Annotated in this window: 19 protein-coding genes and 1 riboswitch; of the genes, 9 read left to right on the forward strand and 10 right to left on the reverse strand. The window is 70.0% G+C overall.

Annotation, left to right across the window (positions count from 1 at the left end):
- Window positions 1-305: 305 nt before the first annotated feature.
- A complete protein-coding gene (locus AB0E91_RS05395; RefSeq protein WP_016639615.1) occupies window positions 306-563 on the forward strand; it encodes a WhiB family transcriptional regulator in 258 nt (85 codons plus the stop codon).
- A 238-nt stretch (window positions 564-801) separates the two neighbouring features.
- On the opposite strand, the gene AB0E91_RS05400 is transcribed toward AB0E91_RS05395, so the two are convergent.
- A complete protein-coding gene (locus AB0E91_RS05400) occupies window positions 802-2,268 on the reverse strand; it encodes a histidine kinase N-terminal domain-containing protein (protein ID WP_361777292.1) in 1,467 nt (488 codons plus the stop codon).
- Window positions 2,269-2,862: 594 nt separating this feature from the next.
- Between AB0E91_RS05400 and nagB the strand changes: the two genes are divergently transcribed.
- Window positions 2,863-3,648 (forward strand): glucosamine-6-phosphate deaminase, encoded by a 786-nt coding sequence (nagB, locus tag AB0E91_RS05405; RefSeq protein ID WP_361775568.1) that lies wholly within the window; start codon window positions 2,863-2,865, stop codon window positions 3,646-3,648.
- 69 nt (window positions 3,649-3,717) lie between these two features.
- Here nagB and AB0E91_RS05410 read toward each other — a convergent pair whose 3' ends face one another.
- The 4 genes from AB0E91_RS05410 to AB0E91_RS05425 form a co-directional block, all read right to left on the reverse strand.
- Window positions 3,718-5,199, reverse strand: coding sequence for a glycoside hydrolase family 3 protein (locus AB0E91_RS05410; RefSeq protein WP_361775571.1), 1,482 nt, complete (start codon window positions 5,197-5,199; stop codon window positions 3,718-3,720).
- 8 nt (window positions 5,200-5,207) lie between these two features.
- A complete protein-coding gene (locus tag AB0E91_RS05415) occupies window positions 5,208-6,056 on the reverse strand; it encodes a carbohydrate ABC transporter permease (RefSeq protein ID WP_361105328.1) in 849 nt (282 codons plus the stop codon).
- Complete coding sequence (locus tag AB0E91_RS05420) at window positions 6,053-7,039, reverse strand: sugar ABC transporter permease (RefSeq protein ID WP_361775574.1); 987 nt, start codon at window positions 7,037-7,039, stop codon at window positions 6,053-6,055. The genes AB0E91_RS05415 and AB0E91_RS05420 overlap by 4 nt, the downstream gene beginning before the upstream one ends.
- Window positions 7,040-7,209: 170 nt before the next feature.
- On the reverse strand, window positions 7,210-8,481 hold the full coding sequence (locus tag AB0E91_RS05425) for an extracellular solute-binding protein (protein WP_361775577.1): 1,272 nt from the start codon (window positions 8,479-8,481) through the stop codon (window positions 7,210-7,212).
- Window positions 8,482-8,889: 408 nt separating this feature from the next.
- Between AB0E91_RS05425 and AB0E91_RS05430 the strand changes: the two genes are divergently transcribed.
- From AB0E91_RS05430 to AB0E91_RS05455, 6 genes are all read left to right on the forward strand, one after another.
- Window positions 8,890-9,654 (forward strand): GntR family transcriptional regulator, encoded by a 765-nt coding sequence (locus tag AB0E91_RS05430; RefSeq protein ID WP_361775580.1) that lies wholly within the window; start codon window positions 8,890-8,892, stop codon window positions 9,652-9,654.
- Window positions 9,655-9,821: 167 nt separating this feature from the next.
- Window positions 9,822-10,085: a DUF3311 domain-containing protein gene (locus AB0E91_RS05435; protein ID WP_361775583.1), complete on the forward strand. Its 264-nt coding sequence runs from the start codon at window positions 9,822-9,824 to the stop codon at window positions 10,083-10,085.
- On the forward strand, window positions 10,082-11,692 hold the full coding sequence (mctP, locus tag AB0E91_RS05440; RefSeq protein WP_361775586.1) for a monocarboxylate uptake permease MctP: 1,611 nt from the start codon (window positions 10,082-10,084) through the stop codon (window positions 11,690-11,692). Before AB0E91_RS05435 ends, mctP begins: the two co-directional genes overlap by 4 nt.
- 76 nt (window positions 11,693-11,768) lie before the next feature.
- Window positions 11,769-12,275: a GNAT family N-acetyltransferase gene (locus AB0E91_RS05445; RefSeq protein WP_361775589.1), complete on the forward strand. Its 507-nt coding sequence runs from the start codon at window positions 11,769-11,771 to the stop codon at window positions 12,273-12,275.
- An 88-nt stretch (window positions 12,276-12,363) separates the two neighbouring features.
- Window positions 12,364-12,443: riboswitch (cobalamin riboswitch) on the forward strand.
- A 145-nt stretch (window positions 12,444-12,588) separates the two neighbouring features.
- A complete protein-coding gene (locus AB0E91_RS05450) occupies window positions 12,589-14,967 on the forward strand; it encodes a ribonucleoside-diphosphate reductase subunit alpha (RefSeq protein ID WP_361775592.1) in 2,379 nt (792 codons plus the stop codon).
- Complete coding sequence (locus AB0E91_RS05455) at window positions 14,967-15,980, forward strand: ribonucleotide-diphosphate reductase subunit beta (RefSeq protein WP_361775595.1); 1,014 nt, start codon at window positions 14,967-14,969, stop codon at window positions 15,978-15,980. The genes AB0E91_RS05450 and AB0E91_RS05455 overlap by 1 nt, the downstream gene beginning before the upstream one ends.
- Here the strand turns inward: AB0E91_RS05455 and AB0E91_RS05460 are convergent.
- Complete coding sequence (locus AB0E91_RS05460; protein ID WP_361775598.1) at window positions 15,893-16,132, reverse strand: hypothetical protein; 240 nt, start codon at window positions 16,130-16,132, stop codon at window positions 15,893-15,895. The genes AB0E91_RS05455 and AB0E91_RS05460 overlap by 88 nt on opposite strands.
- Window positions 16,133-16,225: 93 nt before the next feature.
- Here AB0E91_RS05460 and AB0E91_RS05465 point away from each other — a divergent pair, with 93 nt between their 5' ends.
- Window positions 16,226-17,188 carry a helix-turn-helix domain-containing protein gene (locus AB0E91_RS05465; RefSeq protein ID WP_361775601.1) on the forward strand — a complete coding sequence of 321 codons (963 nt, stop codon included), beginning with the start codon at window positions 16,226-16,228 and terminating at the stop codon, window positions 17,186-17,188.
- Window positions 17,189-17,224: 36 nt separating this feature from the next.
- Here AB0E91_RS05465 and AB0E91_RS05470 read toward each other — a convergent pair whose 3' ends face one another.
- The 4 genes from AB0E91_RS05470 to AB0E91_RS05485 form a co-directional block, all read right to left on the reverse strand.
- A complete protein-coding gene (locus tag AB0E91_RS05470; RefSeq protein WP_361775604.1) occupies window positions 17,225-18,595 on the reverse strand; it encodes a cytochrome P450 in 1,371 nt (456 codons plus the stop codon).
- Complete coding sequence (cyc1, locus tag AB0E91_RS05475) at window positions 18,592-19,674, reverse strand: epi-isozizaene synthase (RefSeq protein ID WP_361775607.1); 1,083 nt, start codon at window positions 19,672-19,674, stop codon at window positions 18,592-18,594. The genes AB0E91_RS05470 and cyc1 overlap by 4 nt, the downstream gene beginning before the upstream one ends.
- Before the next feature lie 246 nt (window positions 19,675-19,920).
- The gene (gene def, locus AB0E91_RS05480) at window positions 19,921-20,571 is read right to left on the reverse strand and encodes a peptide deformylase (RefSeq protein ID WP_161181488.1); all 651 of its coding nucleotides are present in this window, start codon (window positions 20,569-20,571) and stop codon (window positions 19,921-19,923) included.
- Between the two features lie 126 nt (window positions 20,572-20,697).
- Window positions 20,698-21,678 (reverse strand): hypothetical protein, encoded by a 981-nt coding sequence (locus AB0E91_RS05485; protein ID WP_361777295.1) that lies wholly within the window; start codon window positions 21,676-21,678, stop codon window positions 20,698-20,700.
- Window positions 21,679-21,692: the final 14 nt, after the last annotated feature.

Consider the following 21,692-nt stretch of genomic DNA (forward strand, 5'->3'; position numbering starts at 1 on the left):
ACTCGAACGTTTAGGCCAGGGTCCACCCCATGGAAGTACGGCTGTGACCTAGTCGACACCGAGGAATCAAAAAAAATCTTCCGGAAGGGGTTGTATCCGTCGCCGAGGTTTGCGAGTCTCTACGTGGCGATCGGGACGGCCCGCAGAATCGGCGTCCACTGATCACCGATCTCCCTTCAATCCACAGGACCACACCGGGACAACTCGGCAGTCGGCCCTTCACTTGTTGGGGGACTCGTGAAAGCGTTCACATTCACAAGCAACTTGCACGTAATACCTGCACGTACCAAGGAGAGGTAGCAGCCATGGACTGGCGTCACAACGCCGTTTGCCGCGAGGAAGACCCCGAGCTCTTCTTCCCCATCGGCAACACCGGTCCTGCGCTGCTGCAGATCGAGGAAGCCAAGGCCGTCTGCCGTCGCTGCCCCGTCATGGAGCAGTGTCTGCAGTGGGCGCTCGAGTCCGGCCAGGACTCCGGCGTCTGGGGTGGTCTCAGCGAGGACGAGCGCCGCGCCATGAAGCGCCGCGCCGCCCGCAACCGGGCTCGTCAGGCCTCCGCCTGACACTCCCACCCCTGCTGACAGCCTGAGCTTGGCGGCGCGCACACCACGTGCGCTTCTCCCGCCCCCGAGCCGCAGCGCGCAGTTCCCCGATGCTCCTCCAGGTCCCGGCTCCGGCCGGGCGGGGGGGTGCCCCCACCGAGGGGCAACAGCAACGAGCACGAGCCTCGGACCACCAGTGGTCCGAGGCTTTTCGCTTGCCCGGGCCGGAGCGGGCCGGGGGAAAACCGGCCCGACGCCCCTATCGCTGCGGCCGCACCGGGATGTCCAGGATCACCCGCGTCCCGCGCTCGGGCCCCGGCACCATGTCGAAGGTGCCGCTCAACTCGCCCTCCACCAGCGTCCGTACGATCTGGAGGCCGAGGTTGCCCGCGGTGTGCGGGTCGAAGCCCTCGGGCAGGCCCACGCCGTCGTCCTGGACGGTGACCAGCAGGCGGCCCTCCTTGGTGGTGCCGCCGCGGACCGCCGAGACCTCGACGGTTCCGGTGTCGCCCTCGCGGAAGCCGTGCTCCAGGGCGTTCTGCAGGACCTCGGTGAGGACCATCGACAGGGGGGTGGCCACCTCGGCGTCGAGTACGCCGAAGCGTCCGCTGCGCCGGCCGGTGACACGGCCGGGAGAGATCTCGGCGACCATGGCGAGCACGCGGTCGGCGATCTCGTCGAACTCGACCCGCTCGTCCAGGTTCTGGGAGAGCGTCTCGTGCACGATGGCGATCGAGCCGACCCGGCGCACCGCCTCCTCCAGCGCCTCCCGGCCGCGCTCGGACTCGATCCGGCGGGCCTGGAGCCGCAAAAGGGCGGCCACGGTCTGGAGGTTGTTCTTCACCCGGTGGTGGATTTCCCGGATGGTCGCATCCTTGGTGATCAATTCCCGTTCGCGGCGCCGCAGTTCGGTGACGTCGCGGCAGAGCACCAGGGAACCGATGCGGGTGTCCTTGGGCTTGAGCGGAATCGTCCGGAACTGGATGACCCCGTCATTCGCCTCGATCTCGAACTCGCGGGGCGCCCAGCCGCTGGCCAGCTTGGCGAGCGCTTCGTCCACCGGGCCCCGGGTGGGGGCGAGTTCGGCGGTGGTGGTGCCGAGGTCGTGGCCGACCAGGTCGGCGGCGAGGCCGAGGCGGTGGTAGGCGGAGAGCGCGTTCGGGGAGGCGTACTGGACGATGCCGTCCGCGTCCAGCCGGATCAGTCCGTCCCCGGCACGCGGGGAGGCGTCCATGTCGACGTGCTGGCCGGGGAAGGGGAAGGTCCCGGCCGCGATCATCTGCGCGAGGTCGGAGGCGCTCTGGAGGTAGGTCAGCTCCAGCCGGCTCGGGGTGCGCACGGTCAGCAGGTTGGTGTTGCGGGCGATCACACCGAGGACGCGGCCGTTGCGGCGCACCGGGATGGACTCGACCCGTACGGGGACCTCCTCGCGCCACTCCGGGTCGCCCTCGCGGACGATGCGCCCCTCGTCCAGCGCCGCGTCCAGCAGGGGACGGCGGCCGCGCGGCACGAGGTGCCCGACCATGTCGTCCTGGTAGGAGGTGGGGCCGGTGTTGGGGCGCATTTGCGCCACCGAGACGTAGCGGGTGCCGTCCTCGGTGGGGACCCACAGGACCAGGTCGGCGAAGGAGAGGTCGGAGAGCAGTTGCCACTCCGACACCAGCAGGTGAAGCCACTCGAGGTCGGAGTCGTCGAGCGCGGTGTGCTGGCGGACCAGTTCGTTCATGGAGGGCACGAGTGCGAGCGTACCGGGGCACTCGGAGCGGCCGGAAAACACCCGCGGGCCGCGGCGCCTGAGAGGGACCCTCAGCCCTCCCGGCACCGCAGCCCGGAGCATCATCGGCCGTGGGGTGTGCGGTCCCGGTCGGCCGAAGGCCGAGGAGCCGGGGCAGTCAGGGCAGAGAGCACCGGTTCCTCGAATCCGCCTTCCTGTGCGGGGAAGACGGAGGCTTTACAGCTGTTCGCCCTGCGGTGTTCGTTGCCTGCATTGTGGACTAGACCACGCTGGCATGTCCATGCATGAAGCAGCGTGGATCGCACCGTGAAGCATGGATGACGGCACGGGCAACGGACGGCGGGGCCAGGTGGCACCCGATGCCACGCAGCCTAGCCCGGGGGTACCGCTCAGGGGAGCGGTAGGCCAGGGCGATTTACGCCACGCGGGTGCACGGGGGCGCGCGAGGAGGGCACCCAGTGCCGTCACGCCTCCCCCGCGGAGCCGGTCCGGGAGGGGCCCCTCTGCTAGATTGGTCTAAACCACATGGCGACGCGCGGCACGCGCTCCCCCATCCCGGCCCTCTTCAGAACGGCAGGCCCCAGCGTGGAAGTTGTCATCGTTCCGGACGCGGCGGCGGGCGGCGAGCTGATAGCCGAGGCCATGGCCCAGCTGCTGCGACGCAAGCCCGACGCCCTGCTCGGCGTGGCCACCGGCTCCACCCCCCTGCCCGTCTACCAGGCACTGACCGCCAAGGTGCGCTCCGGCGCCGTCGACACCTCGCGCGCCCGGATCGCCCAGCTCGACGAGTACGCGGGACTGCCCGCCGACCACCCCGAGTCCTACCGCTCGGTGCTGCGCCGCGAGGTCCTCGAACCGCTCGGCATCCCGATGGACGCCTTCATGGGCCCCGACGGCACGGCCGAGGACGTCCAGGCGGCCTGCGAGGCGTACGACCGCGCCCTCGCCGAGGCCGGCGGCGTGGACCTCCAACTGCTCGGGATCGGCACGGACGGGCACATCGGCTTCAACGAGCCGTGCTCCTCGCTCGCCTCGCGCACCCGGATCAAGACGCTGACCGAGCAGACCCGCGTCGACAACGCGCGCTTCTTCGACGGCGACATCGAGCAGGTCCCGCACCACGTCATCACCCAGGGCATCGGCACCATCCTGGAGGCCCGGCACCTGGTGCTGCTCGCGACCGGCGAGGGCAAGGCGGACGCGGTGGCCGCGACCGTCGAGGGCCCGGTGGCGGCGGTGTGCCCGGCCTCCGCGCTCCAGCTGCACCCGCACGCCACGGTGGTCGCCGACGAGGCGGCCGCGTCCAAGCTGAAGCTGGCCGACTACTTCCGGCACACCTACGCGCACAAGCCGGCCTGGCAGGGCATCTGACCCGCCGACCCGCCGGGGGCCGCTCGGCCCCCGGCGCGATCCCGGCACACCCCTGGAACAACCCCCGCCTCAGGCCCCCGCGATGACCTCCGCCGCCGCCTGCCCGCAGACCCGGGCCGCGCCGTGGGTCGCGACGTGCAGGGCGCCCCGGGCGGGGGCCCGCGGCACGCCCATCTCCACCACGACCGTGTCGGGGCGGGCCGCGAGCAGGGTGTCCAGGGCGGCCGACATCCAGGGGTGACGGTGTTCGTCGCGGACCACGGCGACGATCCGGCTCTCCCCCGCCTCCGCCAGCGCCTCCTCGCCCGCCTTCTCCCCGGCGAAGCCGCCGGTGCGGGTGCCCGGCAGCAGCCGGGCCAGGTCGGCGGCCACGCCCCAGGGCGTCTGGTCGCCGACCGCGATGTTGGCGACGGGTGTGAACGCGGCGACGTACGGCGCCCCGGTGAGCGGGGTGAAGGTCTCGCCGCCGGTCACCCGCAGGGCCCGGCGGGCCGCGCGCAGCCCCACCCCGGTGTCGGGCGCGGTGTCGGCCCCGGCCGTCCCGGTGCCCCAGGCGGCCAGTTCGCGCACCCGGCGGGCCGCGTCCGCGAGCCGTTCCTCGGCGAGTTCGCCGGAGCGCACCGCCTCGACCAGCGCGTCCCGCAGCCGTCGTACCGTCTCGTCGTCCGCGAGGCCGCCGCCCACGCAGATCGCGTCGGCACCGGCGGCGATGGCGAGGACGCTGCCGCGCTCGATGCCGTAGGTGCCGGAGATGGCGCGCATCTCCATGCCGTCGGTGACGATGAGGCCCTCGTAGCCGAGTCCGTCGCGCAGCAGACCGGTGAGGATCGGCCGGGAGAGGGTCGCGGGGCGGTCCGGGTCCAGGGCGGGGACGAGGATGTGGGCGCTCATCACCGCGCGCGTGCCCGCCTCGATGGCCGCCCGGAAGGGGGCGAGGTCGCGGCGGTCCAGCGTGTCCGCGTCCACGTCGATGCGGGGCAGCGCGTGGTGGGAGTCCACGGCGGTGTCGCCGTGGCCGGGGAAGTGCTTGGTGCAGGCGGCGACCCCGGCCGACTGGAGGCCGGTCACGTACGCGGCGGTGTGCCGGGCGACCAGGTCGGTGTCGGCGCCGAAGGAGCGGACGCCGATGACCGGGTTGGCGGGGTTGGAGTTGACGTCGGCGGAGGGGGCCCAGTTGAGGTGGACCCCGCAGGCGGCCAGGCGGCGGCCCAGCTCCCGGGCGACCGCGCGGGTCAGCTCCACGTCGTCCACCGCGCCGAGGGCGTGGTTGCCCGGGAAGGACGAGCCGGTACGGGCCTCAAGGCGGGTGACGTCGCCGCCCTCCTCGTCGATGGCGACCAGGACGTCGGGGCGTTCCGCGCGCAACTGTGCGGTGAGCGCGGACAGTTGCTCGGGCGAGGTGATGTTGCGGCCGAACAGGCCGACCGAGGCCAGGCCCTCGCCGAGGCGGCGCAGCAGCCAGTCGGGGGCGGTGGTGCCGGTGAAGCCGGGCTGGAGGACGGTCAGCGCGTCCCGGGTGAGGGTGTCGCTGCCGCGGGCGAGTGTCGTCATCGGTGGCGTTATCCCTTCACGGCGCCCGCGGTCAGGCCCGCGGCCATCTTGCGCTGGATGATGAGGAACAGGACGACGATCGGCACGGCCATCATCGTGGCGCCGGCCATCATCGGGGCGTATTCGGTGCCGTTCTTGGTGGTGAAGTTGCCGAGCCACACGGTGGCCGTCTGGTGCTCCTGGCTGAGCAGCATCAGGGCGTAGAGGTACTCGTTCCACGCCTGGATGAAGCCGTAGACCGAGGTGGCGACCATGCCGGGGGCCAGCAGCGGGAAGACCACGCGCAGGAAGGCACCGGTGCGCGAGCAGCCGTCCACCATGGCGGCCTCCTCCAGCTCGCGCGGGATGTTGACGATGAAGCCGCGCAGGGTCCACACCGTGAACGGGAGGATGAAGGTCAGGTACGTGATGATCAGGCCGGGGAGTCTGTCGTACTGGCCCAGGTCGTTGAGCAGCAGGAAGACCGGGATGATCATGGCGACGAGCGGGACCATCTGCACCGCGAGGATGCCGACGATGACGACCTTGCGGCCGCGGAAGGCGAAGCGGGAGATGGCGAGCGCGGCGAGCGTGCCGACGACGAGGCCGATCAGCACGACGGAGACGGACACCACGAGGCTGCGGCCGACCGGGCCCCAGAAGTCCGCGATGGCCAGCGCGCGGCGGAAGTTGGCGAGGGTGAACCCCGTGGGCAGCAGACTGGGGTCGGGGTCGATGGCGTCCTTGGCCGGCTTGATGGCCGTGTCGAGCATCCAGTAGACCGGGAAGCCGAGCGAGACGAAGACGAACAGGCCGAGGGCGTTCCAGCCGAACCGGGCCGTGCGGCGGCGGGGGGCGTGGGAAGCCGGTGCGCTCATTCGACCTCTCCGATCTTCAGCATCTGGCGCATGTAGACGGCGACCACGGCGAGCATCAGCAGGATGGTGACGACGGCGATGGCCGAGCCCTGCGCGTAGTCGTTGACCACGAAGGCGCGGTCGAAGGAGTAGGTGGTCAGCAGCTGGAACTCGGGTTCGGGGTGGCCGCCGCGCATCACGAAGACCTGCGGGAAGACACCCATGTCCCAGATGACCGACAGGGTCGTGAGCATCACGAGGACCGGCTTGAGGATCGGCAGGGTGACATGGCGGAAGACGCCCCAGGCGCCAGCACCGTCGAGCCGGGCCGCCTCCTCCAGCTCTTTCGGGACCTGGGTGAGTCCGGCGCTGAGCGTGATGATCACGAAGGGCACCGCGCCCCAGACCACCAGGAGCATGATGACCGCGAGCCCCTGCGGCCCGCTCGCGAACCAGTTGTGGCCCACCATGTCGACGCCGGGGAGCTTGCTGAGCAGGGCGTTGAGGATGCCGTAGTCGGAGTCGAAGAGCCACTTGAAGACGGTGGTGGCGACGATGACGGGCATGCCCCAGCTGGCCACCAGGACGATGTTGACCAGGGTGCGGACCCAGCCGGAGACCCGCTGGAGCAGCAGGGCGACCAGCATCCCGAGGACCATGGTGAGGATCACCGAGCCGCCCGCGAAGATCAGTGTGCGCAGGACGACCTGCCAGAACTCGCCGTCGCCGAGCACCGCCGAGAAGTTGTCCAGGCCCACGGACTCCGGCGGCTGGAAGCCCCACAGCTGGGACTGGCCGAACTTCTGGAACGACAGGGTGACCAGGCGGACCAGCGGATAGCCCATGACGAGGGCGAGGACCAGCAGACAGGGCGCGAGCAGCAGCCAGGGCGTGGTCGCGTCGCCCTTCGCGCCAGGCCGGCGCGTTCCGTCCGGTGCGGCGGGAGGCGGTGCCTGGGGCGGTGGCGGCACCTTGGCCGGGGTGGTCGTGTCTGCGGCACTCATCGCGCGCTCCTCAGCGGTCCCTCTGGTCGTACGCGGGCGGCGGCCGCGCGGTGGGGCGGTCGTACGCGGGCGGCCGCGCGGCGGGCGGGCGGCCGGTCCCCGCGCGGTGGGAAGTGCGCGGGCACCGGCCCCGGTTCGGTCCGGGGCCGGTGTGCTCCGCGCTCGGGTCACTACTTGTTGTTGATGACCTTGTCGATCGCGGCGTCGGCCTGCTTCGCGGCGTCGGCGGGCGACTGCTTGCCGGTGCCGATGCTCTGCAGCATGTTCTGCAGGATCTGCGCCTTCTCGACCTGGCCCCAGCCGGGCGCCATCGGCACGAACCAGCTGGACTCGGCCGCGACGGCCGGTACGGCGGTCGCCGGGTCGTTCTTCAGGGTGGCGAGGTCGGACTTGTTGTTGGGCAGGTTGCCCTTGGCCATCAGGCCCTTCTGCCCGGAGGGGCCGGTGTAGGCGGCGATCCACTCGGCGGCCAGCCCCTGGGCCCTGGACTTGACCGGGACGGCGAGGTCGGAGCCGCCGAGGAAGACCGGCATGTTCTTGCCGGAAGGACCGGGCATCACGAAGTTCTCGAGCTTGTCCTTGAGCCCGCCGACCTTGTCGGTCTTGGGGTCGGCCGCGGTCGCGCCCTCCCAGGCGGCGCCGAAGATCATGGCGGAGTTGCCCTGGCCGAACACGATGGGACGGTCGGACTCGTCCTTGGTCTTGTCGCCGTGCATGTACGTGTCGAGGACGGTCTTGAACTCGGTCAGGCCCTTGAGGGACTCGGGCGAGGACAGGCTCGCCTTCCACTGGCCGCCGCTCTCCTTGGCGATGGCGCCGCCCGCGTCGTAGACGAAGGACATGGCGGCGTACCAGTCGCGGGAGGGCTGGTACCAGGCGCTGAACTTGTCGCCCTTCTTCTTCTGGATCTTGTCCAGGTCGGCGGTCAGCTCGGCGTAGGTCTTCGGCACCGCCTTGACGCCGGCCGCGGCGGCGACGTCCTTGCGCCAGGTGGCGACCCGGCCGCCCGCGTAGTACGGCACGCCGTAGGTCTTGCCCTGGTACGTCACCGAGGCCTTGAGGCCGTCGAGCCAGTCGGCGGACTGGGTGAACTTGCCCGCGTCCAGCGGGGCGAAGGCGCCCTTGACCATGTAGCCGAGCATCTCGGTGTTGCCCATCTCGACCACGTCGGGGGCCTTGTCGGTGGCGAGGACGGCGTCGAGCTTGGTGTTCTTGTCCGGCCAGCCGTAGTACTCGTGCTTGATCTTCAGGCCGGGGTGCGCCTTGACGAGGGCCGCGTCGGCTTCCTTCACCAGCTCGGGCCAGTTGTTCTGGGCGTCGACGGTGAGCCAGACGGTCAGCTCCTTGGCGTCCGCCCCCTTGTTGTCGTTCTCGCTCCCGCACGCCGCGACCGAGACGATCATGCCCGCGATGCCGATCGCGGCTGTCAGTCTGCGCTTCACGCCACCCTCCTCAAGGGATGCCACCCACCCCCCTGCCTCCCCCGCGACGCACGGCTGCGCGCCGTACCACCCGTGGGACCGGGAACTGGACCAATGGTGTAGACCAGCACCGGGAGCCTGACCCACCCCAATGAGCATGTCAAGGGTGTTCCTGCGGGCCACGGGCGTCCGTGATGCGACCGAGATATGCAGGGACCTTTCATTGCTCAAGCGACAGATCGGACGGACCAGTTCCGGTGGACCACTGGCAGGAAATGCGGTGTGGACTAGACCAGCAGAAGTAGCGGCGGTATACAGGGAGGTCACGGAGCGTGCGGCTGGAACGGGTCGCGCGCGGCCGTGCCACGATGTGGGCCGTGGCCGATGGACGTCGGTCGCTTTCGGCGTCCGGAGCCGGGAAGGCAGAGCATGAGCACCGATGTCAGCAGGGCGGAGAACGAGGCCGGCGCGACCGTCCGTACCGCGCGCGTGCCCAAGTACTACCGTCTGAAGAAGCATCTGCTGGACATGACGGAGACGCTTCCCCCCGGCACCCCCGTCCCGCCCGAGCGCGCGCTGGCCGCCGAGTTCGACACCTCCCGCACCACCGTCCGCCAGGCCCTCCAGGAACTGGTCGTCGAGGGACGCCTCGAACGCATCCAGGGCAAGGGCACCTTCGTCGCCAAGCCCAAGGTCTCCCAGGCGCTCCAACTGACCTCGTACACCGAGGACATGCGCGCCCAGGGCCTGGAGCCGACCTCGCAGCTCCTCGACATCGGGTACGTCACGGCCGACGACCGGCTCGCCGGGCTGCTGGACATCACCGCGGGCGGGCGCGTGCTGCGCATCGAGCGGCTGCGCATGGCGAACGCCGAGCCGATGGCCATAGAGACCACCCACCTCTCCGCCAAGCGCTTTCCCGCGCTGCGCCGTTCGCTGGTGAAGTACACCTCGCTCTACACCGCGCTCGCCGAGGTCTACGACGTCCATCTCGCCGAGGCCGAGGAGACCATCGAGACCTCGCTCGCCACCCCGCGCGAGGCCGGACTGCTCGGCACCGACGTGGGCCTGCCCATGCTGATGCTGTCCCGCCACTCCCTGGACCGCGAGGGCAATCCGGTCGAGTGGGTGCGCTCGGTGTACCGGGGCGACCGCTACAAGTTCGTGGCCCGACTGAAGCGCCCGATGGACTGAGAATCCCGTCGCCCCAGGACTGACCTGCGACGCTCTCACCGATCCCCGCACCTCACAGCGGTATATCAATACACGGACGAGGGGTTCCGCTCCCGCCTGCCGTCACCTAAATTGCCAGCGCATCACGCAGTGATCAACGCTGATCAACGAGGGGACGGAGCGGTGGCATGTCCGAATCACCCGAAGTGAGGCCCCCGGTGGTGACACCGGTGCGTGTCGTCATAGGCCTGTGTCTTCTCGCGCCGTTCGTCGCGATGCTGTGGGTCGGCTCGTTCTCGAAGACGGACCCGGCCTTCATCGGCATCCCGTTCTTCTACTGGTACCAGATGCTGTGGGTGCTGGTCTCGACCTCGCTCACGATGCTGGCGTACCAGCTGTGGCAGCGTGACCAGCGCGCCCGCAAGGCCCAGAGCGGGGGTGCGTCCCAGTGAAGGACGGCGTCAACGGCGTGGCGCTCGGCGTCTTCGTCTTCTTCTTCCTGGCCGTCACGGTCGTGGGATTCATGGCCGCGCGCTGGCGCAAGGCCGAGAACGAGCACTCGCTGGACGAATGGGGCCTCGGCGGCCGCTCGTTCGGCACCTGGATCACCTGGTTCCTGCTGGGCGGCGACCTCTACACGGCGTACACCTTCGTCGCCGTGCCCGCCGCGATCTACGCGGCCGGTGCCGCCGGGTTCTTCGCGGTGCCGTACACGATCCTGGTGTACCCGCTGATCTTCACCTTCCTGCCCCGGCTGTGGTCGGTCTCGCACCGCCACGGGTACGTCACCACCTCGGACTTCGTGCGCGGGCGGTTCGGCTCGAAGGGCCTGTCGCTGGCGGTGGCGGTCACCGGCATCCTGGCGACCATGCCGTACATCGCGCTCCAGCTGGTCGGCATCCAGGCCGTCCTGGACGTGATGGGCGTGGGCGGCGGCGAGAACACCAACTGGTTCGTGAAGGACCTGCCGCTGCTGATCGCCTTCGGTGTGCTCGCGGCCTACACCTACTCCTCGGGCCTGCGCGCCCCGGCGCTGATCGCGTTCGTGAAGGACGCGCTGATCTACATCGTCATCGCCGTGGCGATCATCTACATCCCGATCAAGCTGGGCGGCTTCGAGCACATCTTCGCCGCCGCCGACAAGAAGTTCACGACGGCGGGCGCGGGCGGTCTGGTCCCGGCCCCGGCGGGCCAGTGGACGTACGCCACGCTGGCGTTGGGCTCGGCGCTCGCGCTGTTCATGTACCCGCACTCGATCACCGCGACCCTGTCGTCCAAGAGCCGTGACGTGATCCGCCGCAACACCACGATCCTGCCGCTGTACTCCCTGATGCTGGGCCTGCTCGCGCTGCTCGGCTTCATGGCGATCGCGGCCGGGGTGAAGGTGACCAACGGGCAGTTGGCGATCCCGCAGCTGTTCGAGGACATGTTCCCGTCCTGGTTCGCGGGTGTGGCCTTCGCGGCGATCGGCATCGGCGCGCTGGTCCCGGCGGCCATCATGTCGATCGCGGCCGCGAATCTGTTCACCCGGAACATCTACAAGGACTTCATCAAGCCGGACGCCACGCCCAAGCAGGAGGCGCAGGTCTCCAAGCTGGTGTCGCTGCTGGTGAAGGTGGGCGCGCTGGCCTTCGTCCTCACCATGGACAAGACGGTGGCGATCAACTTCCAGCTCCTGGGCGGCATCTGGATCCTCCAGACCTTCCCGTCGCTGGTCGGCGGTCTGTTCACCCGCTGGTTCCACCGCTGGGCGCTGCTCGCGGGCTGGGCGGTCGGCATGGTCTACGGCACGCTGGCCGCGTACGGGGTCGCCTCGCCGACGCAGGCGCACTTCGGCGGCTCGGCCAAGGAGATCCCGGGCATTGGCGAGATCGGCTACATCGGTCTGACGGCCTTCGTGCTGAACGTCGTGGTCACGGTGGTCCTGACCTTCGTCCTGAAGGCCGTGAAGGCCCCCGAGGGCGTGGACGAGACCGCGCCGGGCGACTACACGGCGGACGCCGGTGACGCGGGCGTCGAGGCGGAGCTGCCGCCCGCGACGGCGGGCAGCACGCACTAGTCCCTGCTGATCAACTCCCTTGCGGGCCGCCGGAAAGCGAGAGCGCCGGCGGCCCGCTGTCGTACAGACTCGCGGCATGGATCTCCTCATCAGGCCGGCCCGCCCCGACGAGTACGCGGAGCTGGGCGACATCACCGCGCATGCCTATCTCCAGGACGGGCTCCTCGACTTCGGGGACGACGACGCCTATCTGCACGAGCTGCGGGACGTGGCGAAACGGGCGGCCGCCGCCGAGGTGCTGGTGGCCGTGCGGGACGGGGTGCTGCTGGGCGGTGTGACGTTCGTCCCGTCCGGCGGTCCGATGGCCGACATCGCGGGTGCGGACGAGGCGGAGATCCGGATGCTGGCGGTCGCCCACGCGGGCCGGGGGCAGGGAGCCGGGGAGGCGCTCGTACGGGCCTGTGTGGAGCGCGCGCGGGCCGTGGAGGGGTGTGTACGCGTCGTGCTGTCCACTCAGCCGACCATGCGCGCCGCCCATCGGATCTATGCGCGTCTCGGCTTTGTTCGCACACCCGAGCGGGACTGGAACCCCCTGCCCGGCCTGCTGGAGATCGCCCTGCTTACCTACGAGTTCACGCTCTGAGACCACCGCGACACACGACAGACACAACATCTGGGGGTGCCATCACAGCGCGGCACTAGATGTATGCTCATGCTCGCTGTCGCCGCAGGGGAATCCGGTGCGAATCCGGAACTGTCCCGCAACGGTGTACTCGCGTGCTTTGCGCACGCCCGCTTCAGTCCGAGGACCTGCCGACAGCGCGCCCGGCCGTCCGGTCCGGGTGCCCTGAAGACGTCCGGGCCTCGTGGAGTGGGCCGGTGGACGCGACGCGTGCGCGCTCGTGCCCTCCCCTGCCCTCCGCCAGGCCCCCGTGCCCAGCGAGGGAGAGCCCCACGTGACCATCGCGCCGTCCGACCCGGCTTCAGCCACCCCGGTGAACCGGGTGGAGAACGACGGTCCCGGAGCAGTGCTGCTGCGGACCCTGACCGAGCTGACCGCAGACCTCCCCGACGCCGACCCCGGCCGGGTCGCCGCCGCCGCGCTGCGCGGCCGCTCGGCGAAGGCCGACGAGGCCGAGCTGCGCGAGCTGGCGACCGAGGCCGCCGCCGGTCTGATCTCCGAGGACCCCGCCTACTCGCGGCTGGCCGCCCGGCTGCTCACGCTCTCCATCCGCGCCGAGGCCGCCTCGCAGGGCGTGGCGACCTTCACCGAGTCCGTGGCCGTGGGCCACCGCGAGGGCCTGGTCGCCGACCGCACCGCCGACTTCGTCGCGCTGCACGCCGCCCGCCTCGACGCGCTGATCGACCCGGCCGCCGACGACCGCTTCGGCTACTTCGGCCTGCGCACCCTGCACAGCCGCTATCTGCTGCGCCACCCGATCACCCGCAAGGTGATCGAGACCCCGCAGCACTTCATGCTGCGCGTGGCGAGCGGTCTCGCAGAGAACGACAGCACCCCCGCCGTGGACGAAGTGGCCGCCCTGTACGGCCTGATGAGCCGCCTGGACTACCTGCCGTCCTCCCCCACGCTGTTCAACTCCGGTACGCGGCACCCCCAGATGTCGTCCTGCTACCTGCTGGACTCCCCGCTGGACGAGCTGGACTCGATCTACGACCGCTACCACCAGGTGGCCCGTCTCTCGAAGCACGCCGGCGGCATCGGTCTGTCGTACTCCCGCATCCGCAGCCGGGGTTCGCTGATCCGGGGCACCAACGGGCACTCCAACGGCATCGTGCCGTTCCTGAAGACGCTGGACGCCTCGGTGGCCGCGGTGAACCAGGGCGGGCGGCGCAAGGGCGCGGCCGCGGTGTACCTGGAGACCTGGCACTCCGACATCGAGGAGTTCCTGGAGCTGCGCGACAACACCGGTGAGGACGCGCGCCGTACGCACAACCTGAACCTCGCGCACTGGATCCCGGACGAGTTCATGCGCCGGGTCAACGCCGACGAGCAGTGGTCGCTGTTCTCCCCGGCGGACGTGCCCGAGCTGGTCGACCTGTGGGGCGAGGAGTTCGACGCCGCGTACCGCAAGGCGGAGGCGTCGGGCCTGGCGAAGAAGACCATGCCGGCCCGCGATCTGTACGGCCGCATGATGCGCACCCTCGCGCAGACCGGCAACGGCTGGATGACCTTCAAGGACGCCGCCAACCGCACCGCCAACCAGACGGCGCTGCCGGGCAACGTGGTCCACTCCTCCAACCTCTGCACGGAGATCCTGGAGGTCACCGACGACGGCGAGACCGCGGTCTGCAACCTCGGCTCGGTGAACCTCGGCGCCTTCGTGGTGGACGGTGACATCGACTGGGTGCGCCTGGACGAGACCGTCCGCACGGCCGTGACCTTCCTCGACCGGGTCGTGGACATCAACTTCTACCCGACCGAGCAGGCGGGCCGCTCCAACGCCAAGTGGCGTCCGGTGGGCCTGGGCGCGATGGGCCTCCAGGACGTCTTCTTCAAGCTGCGCGTGCCCTTCGACTCCCCCGAGGCGAAGGCGCTGTCCACGAAGATCGCCGAGCGGATCATGCTGGCCGCCTACGAGGCGTCCGCCGACCTCGCCGAGCGCAACGGCCCCCTCCCGGCCTGGGAGCAGACCCGCACCGCGCAGGGCGTGCTGCACCCCGACCACTACGGCGTGGAGCTGACCTGGCCGGAGCGCTGGGCCGCCCTGCGGGAGCGGATCGCCACCACGGGCATGCGCAACTCCCTGCTGCTGGCCATCGCCCCGACCGCCACCATCGCCTCCATCGCGGGCGTCTACGAGTGCATCGAGCCGCAGGTGTCCAACCTGTTCAAGCGCGAGACGCTCTCGGGCGAGTTCCTCCAGGTCAACTCCTACCTGGTGCAGGAGCTGAAGGACCTCGGCGTGTGGGACGCCCGCACCCGCGAGGCGCTGCGCGAGGCCAACGGCTCGGTGCAGGACTTCATCTGGATCCCCGAGGACGTGCGGGCGCTGTACCGCACCGCGTGGGAGATCCCGCAGCGCGGCCTGATCGACATGGCCGCCGCGCGGACCCCGTTCCTCGACCAGGCGCAGTCGCTGAATCTGTTCCTGGAGACGCCGACCATCGGCAAGCTCTCCTCGATGTACTCCTACGCCTGGAAGTCGGGTCTGAAGACCACGTACTACCTGCGCTCGCGCCCGGCGACCCGTATCGCCCGTGCCGCCCAGGGCCAGGCCCAGCCCGCCAAGACCATCCCCGTCCAGCAGGCCGCCGACCCCGACGCCGTCGCCTGCTCCCTTGAGAACCCCGAGTCCTGCGAGGCCTGCCAGTAATGTCCGACGAAACCAAGAACCTGCTCGACCCGGGCTTCGAGCTGACTCTCCGCCCGATGCGCTACCCCGACTTCTACGAGCGCTACCGGGACGCCATCAAGAACACCTGGACCGTGGAGGAGGTCGACCTCCACTCGGACGTCGCCGACCTCGCGAAGCTGTCGCCCGAGGAGCAGCACCTGATCGGCCGCCTGGTGGCGTTCTTCGCCACGGGTGACTCGATCGTGGCGAACAACCTGGTGCTGACGCTGTACAAGCACATCAACTCCCCCGAGGCGCGGCTGTACTTGAGCCGTCAGCTCTTCGAGGAGGCCGTGCACGTCCAGTTCTATCTGACGCTGCTCGACACCTATTTGCCCGACCCGGACGACCGCGCGGCCGCGTTCGCGGCGGTGGAGAACATCCCCTCCATCCGCGAGAAGGCCGAGTTCTGCTTCAAGTGGATCGACTCGGTCGACAAGCTGGACCGCCTGGAGACCAAGGCCGACCGCCGCAAGTTCCTGCTGAACCTGATCTGCTTCGCCGCGTGCATCGAGGGCCTGTTCTTCTACGGCGCCTTCGCGTACGTCTACTGGTTCCGCAGCCGGGGTCTGCTGCACGGCCTCGCGACCGGCACCAACTGGGTGTTCCGCGACGAGACGATGCACATGTCCTTCGCCTTCGACGTGGTCGACACCGTCCGCAAGGAGGAGCCGGAGCTGTTCGACGACCAGCTGGAGCAGCAGGTCAAGGACATGCTCCGGGAGGCCGTCGACTCCGAGCTGCAGTTCGCTCGCGACCTGTGCGGTGACGGCCTCCCCGGCATGAACACCGAGTCGATGCGCCAGTACCTGGAGTGCGTCGCCGACCAGCGCCTGGTGCGCCTCGGCTTCGCCCCGGTGTACGGCTCGGAGAACCCCTTCTCCTTCATGGAGCTCCAGGGTGTTCAGGAGCTGACGAACTTCTTCGAGCGCCGCCCGTCGGCGTACCAGGTCGCGGTGGAGGGCACCGTGGACCTGGACGAGGACTTCTGAGGCTGAACTCCGCGGTCCTTCTGGGCCTGCCCGATCTGTCGGTCGACGCGCCGGTCGCGCACGATGCCGAACACCGAGGGCAGGACCAGGAGGACCAGGATGCCGAGGGTGGCTGCCATTCCGATGAGACCTTCGATCTGGTTTCCGTTCATGGACACCACTGTCCTGCGTTTCACTCCTGACCGGCACTGGCAGGACTGCCGCGCACCCTCGATTTACTGCCAGCCGCGAGGCACACTGGCACCATGCTGAAGAACGTGGCGGCCGTACTGCTCGACGGAGTCCACCCCTTCGAGCTCGGCGTGGTGTGCGAGGTGTTCGGCATCGACCGCAGCGAGGAGGGTCTGCCGGTCTACGACTTCGCGGTCGTCTCGGCGGAGGGCCCGACCCTCTCCACCCACTGCGGCTTCACCGTCTCCACCCCGCACGGTCTGGAGCGGCTGGAGGAGGCCGATCTGATCGCCGTCCCGGCCGGCGAGACCTACGCCGAGCGCGACTACCCGCCCGAGCTGCTCGACGCCCTGCGCCGCGCCGTCGCACGCGGTACCCGGGTGCTCAGCGTCTGCTCGGGCGTCTTCGTGCTGGCCGCGGCCGGACTCCTCGACGGCCGCCGCTGCGCGGTGCACTGGCGCCACTCCGACCAGCTCACCCGGCGCCATCCCCGGGTCACCGTCGAGCCCGACGTGCTCTACGTGGACGAGGACCCGCTGATCACCTCGGCGGGCACGGCCGCGGGCATCGACGCCTGCCTCCACATCGTCCGCAAGGAACAGGGCCCGGAGGTCGCCAACAAGATCGCCCGGCGGATGGTGGTCCCCCCGCACCGCGACGGCGGCCAGGCCCAGTACATCGAGCGGCCGCTGCCGGAGGGGCCCTGCGACACCATGGGCGAGGTCCTGGTGTGGATGGAGGCCCACCTGGACGAGGAGGTCACCGTCGAGCAGCTCGCCGCCCGCGCCCACATGGCCCCGCGCACCTTCGCCCGCCGCTTCCAGCAGGAGACCGGGACCACGCCGTACCGCTGGATTCTCCGCCAACGGGTGCTGCTGGCCCAGCGGTTGCTGGAGGGCACCGACGAGACCATGGACTCGATCGCCTGGCGCACCGGGTTCGGCACCGCGGCCGCGCTGCGCCACCAGTTCGGCAAGGCACTGGGCACGACCCCGGCGGCGTACCGGCGCACGTTCCGGGGCCCGAAGGCCGCCTGACCGTACGCCGGGTACGCGTCCGTCACCACTCGGCGCTCACCACTCGACGGGCTCGACCAGCAGCTGGTTGGGCCGCAGGGTGATGCCCACCCGGGTGGCGTCGTCGGAGCCGCTCACCTGCCGGAAGCGGTACTTCGCCGAGACGGCCGCCACGATCAGGCTCAGCTGGGCCATCGAGAAGTGGTCGCTCGGGCACTTGCGGTTGCCGACGCTGAACGGGCTCATCGCGTACTTCGGCACCTCGGCGGCCCGTTCCGGCAGCCACCGGTCGGGGTCGAAGTCGAGGTGGCGGACGTAGGAGCGGTGGTCGCGCTGAATGGCGTAGGGGCTGTAGATGATGTCCGCCCCCGCCGGAATGCGATAGTCGCCGAGCGCGGTGTCGGTCAGCGCACGCCGGGTCAATATCCATACGGCGGGGCGCAGTCGGAGCGCCTCGACGACGACATTGTTGGTGTGCGTGAGCCGGCGTACGTGCTCGAATCCGACGCGCGCACCTCCGGTTACGGATTCAACTTCCGCACGCACCTTCTCGGCGTGTTCCGGATGGTCCGCGAGGATCTGAAGCAGCCACATGATCGTGGAGGCCACGGTTTCGCTTCCGGGCGTCAGTATCGCGACGACCTGGTCGTGGATCTCCTGCTCGCTGATGGGTCCGCCATTGTCGTCCTTGGCGTCGAGCAAAGCCGTCAGCAAATCGTCCGGCTTTTGACCGGAGGCGCGCCGCTCCGTGACGATCTCGTCCACCAGGAGATGCAGATCGGCCAGGGCCCGGTTGAATTCCCGGTTGGCCGGGAACGGCAGCCGGTGGAGCGGCCCCAGCGGCAGCACCATGCGGCGGTACATGCCCCGGAAGACGGTGGCGAGGTCGGTGCTGAGCCGTTCCGCGCGCTCGTCCATGTACTGCCCGCGCAGCAGGCAGCGGGCCGCGATGCGCACGGCGACGCGGAAGGACTCGGAGGTGGCGTCGACGGGCTCGCCGGGCCGCCAGCGCTCGGTCAGCGCGTGGGCCTCCTCCTCCATGATCGGGCCGTAGGCGGGTATCGCGGCCATGCGGAACGCGGGCTGGATGGTGCGCCGCTGGCGGCGGTGCAGGGGGCCGTTGGCGGTGGCCACACCCTGTTTGCCGAGCAGTCCCTCCAGGGACTCCCAGACCGGTCCGTCGATCTTGTAGTCGGGGCTGAGCGCGAGTGCGCCGGTGAGCGCCGGAGCGGTGACGGCGTACACCGTCTTGGGGCCGAGTTTGAGGCGTACGACCTCGCCGTGGTCGCGCAGTTGCGCCATGAACGCGAGCGGGTCGCGGGCCAGTTTCAGGCCGTGCCCGAGCACCGGGACGGCACCTCCGGCGAGGGGCGGCTCGCGGAGTTCCGCGGCCTCTCGCGTCTCGGGGTTGACGGACTCGACGGTCATTTCTCACCTGCCGCTTCGTTGTTGACGTAAGGGGGCGTGGACCGGTCGTCCCAGCTGTCGACCATGTAGCGGCCGGACTCGTGGTGGAACCAGTAGACGGTGCTGAACCAGTTGCGCATATTGCCGACGCACATGCGCACGGCGTCGCTCAATTCCTTGCCGTGCACGGTTCCGTCGTCGAGCGAGTCGGCGAACCCCAGGGCGTCGCGCTCCACTTCCAGGAATTCCCGGACGCATTCCTCGATGCGCCGCCTGAGTTCGTCGACGGCCTCTTCCAGTTTCAGTCCCTCGTGCGTGACGAGACTGATTCCGAGATTGTGGACCTCGTCCCCCGCTATTTCCTTCGGCAGCGAGCAGAGGTCGTTGTACCAGGCGGCGAATTCCTGACTCAGCAGCGCCGCCCGGCGATAGTGCGGGTTCTTCCGCACGGAATCCGGGAGTTCGCAGCCGACGCTCGGCTCCAGCAGATCCGTCCATATCCAGTGGGCGAAGGTGAGCCGCCGCAGCGCCAGATATTCCTCGACGCCGGGCACCCGGCCCTCGGTCCGGTTGCGGAACTCGCGGTCGTACGCCTCGATCACCTCGTGGAAGTGCCGGGCGAACCGCTGGTTCCAGGTGGGCGGCAGGAAGGAGTAGAGCCGCAGCACGCTGTCCGCGAACCCGGCGACCAGTGCGTCGCTGTGCTGCAGATGGGACGCCGGGGTGTCGAGCGCGGTGTGCAGCCGGTGGCGCAGCCGCCGCCAGTCGCCGGAGCGGCCGTGGACGATGTCGCGGTCGTGCCGGTCGTCCCAGACGAAGAACCAGGCGCTGTAGTCCGCGATCGCCTGGAGCACCTCGTCGGGGGCGCCGAGGTAGTACCCCGCCATGAGGTCCGTGTAGCACAGGCCGTCGGCGTACTCGCGCACCTTGTCGGCGGGCATGAGCCGTTTTTCCAGGAGCCAGCGCCGGGTGTTCTCCTGAAGCTTTGGCCAATACGGATGGAGCTGCCGGGGAAAGGCGTCCTCGACCAACGGAAGGGCGAGAGACGGCGGTACGGCGATCGTGGTCGGTGATGTGGTGTCGCGTGAGAAAGCGTGCACGAGCAGTCCCCTCTCAGCCGCCAGGGCGCATACCCCTCCCTGCTGTGCCGGGTGTGCGCCGTCGCGTATCCCCACCCTCCCCATTCAGCACCACAACTGACCGTCTGGGGAACGGATTTGCTTCATTCACCACCCCAAGTCGCCGGGATTCTTTCGGCGAACAAATGAACGACGCCCGGCCGGGATCACTCCCGGCCGGGCGTCGTGGCTGGTCTCGTACGGTCGCCGGGTGCTCCGGCGGCCCGATCAGTCGTTGGCGACCACGGGGTAGCGTGGCTCGTTCTCGGCCATCTGCCGCAGCGCGTCCTTGCGGTCACGCTTGGACAGGCGGTCGATGTACAGGTAGCCGTACAGGTGGTCCGTCTCGTGCTGGAGGCAGCGGGCGAAGTACCCGGTGCCGCGCACCTTGATCGGGTTGCCCTTCTCGTCCTGGCCGGTCACCTCGGCGTAGTCCGGGCGCGCGAGCGGCGCGTACGCCGTCGGCACGGAGAGGCAGCCCTCGTTGCTGTCGTCCAGCCGGCGCGCGGTGGCGGGCAGCTCGACCAGCTTGGGGTTGCAGACCACACCGGTGTGGCGCACGCCCTCGTCGTCCGGGCAGTCGTAGACGAAGACCTTCAGGTCCACGCCGATCTGGTTGGCGGCCAGGCCCACGCCCTCGGCGGTGTGCTGGCTGGCGAACATGTCCGCGACCAGCTGCTCCAGCTCGGGACCGAACTCGGTGACGTCGGCGCACTCCTTGTGCAGCACCGGGTTGCCGACGACCGTGATCGGCCGCGAGGTCCCACGCTCGCGCCAGGCCAGCTCGCGCCCCTCGCAGTCCTCCGTGTCGACGACATAACCCTCGTCGTCGACGGGAAGCACGCCCGCGTGCTGCTGATCGGTGTCCTGCTGAGCCATGACCGAGTTACGCCTTCCTGCACAAAAACTCAGAGTGAATGCGGATACAGGGTACGGGTAGCGCCCCGAAAGGGGCGCGGGGAACTGCGCGACCAGCCACAACGGACCCGCACCCGACCGCGGCGATCAACACACCTCTTCGAGATCCCGCCAGTCCCGCGAGTCCGGACTGTCCGCAACCCACCCGTCGAGCAGCCCCCGTACCAACGAAGCCGGCGCAGCCACCCCGCACTCCCGCTCCGGCACCCACAACCGCCCGTCGGTCCGATGCCCCAGCGGCCCCGGATGCCCCGGCTCACTGTGATCGTGCGGATCAAGGTGCTCCCCCTCGCCCTCGTCCGACGGCATCCGCGACTCCGAGCACATCCGGCACAGCAGCCGCACGGAGGAGGACCAGTCCTCCGCAGCGAACCCCGCGTCCGCGGCCAGCCGCTCCAGCGCGTCCCGGTCCGCCTCGGTCGCCGCCTCCAGGAGGACCACCCAGGTCGGCACGGGCGAGGGCGCCCACAGCTCGATCTCGTCGAAGACCGGGTAGGAGTGCCCGGCGGACGTGGTGCGCTCACCGTGCGGGACGCCGTCGTGCAGGACGACCTCGCCCCAGCGGCGCCCCGAGGAGGGCAGCGGGATGGACAGCACCTCGATCCGGGCGGGGTCGAGCCTGCGGCCCCACACCACCTCGGCCTCGCCCTCGGGAGAGAGCCGTACGGCCGCGCTGCCCAGCTCCATGCCGAGCGGTTCGCCGGGCACGGCGGAACCGCCGGGGACCTTGAGGCCGTACGCCTGCCAGGCGCGACGGGCCAGCGGCCAGTCCTGGAGGGCGGTGGCGGCGATGCCGACGTTCCACCAGTCGGGGGCGCCGGTCTCGCGGTCGAGGAGGGCCACGGCGCGGAGTCCGGCGGCCCGGGCCTGCTCCCAGTCGTGCCGGAACTTGTGCAGCAGGGCGAGGTTGAACCAGGACTCGGCCAGCCAGGGTTCGAGGTCGGCGGCGCGGGTCAGCAGTTCGCCCGCGTCCTCGTACCGTCCGTCACCGATCAGTGTGAACGCCCGGTCGGTGGCCTGCCGCCAGGAGGCGGAGGGCCGGTTCCGTCCCTTGCCGAAGATCCTCACGATTCCCGCCTGCC

Origin of the sequence: Streptomyces sp. NPDC026659 (assembly GCF_040638245.1) — a bacterium.
GTDB lineage: Bacteria > Actinomycetota > Actinomycetes > Streptomycetales > Streptomycetaceae > Streptomyces.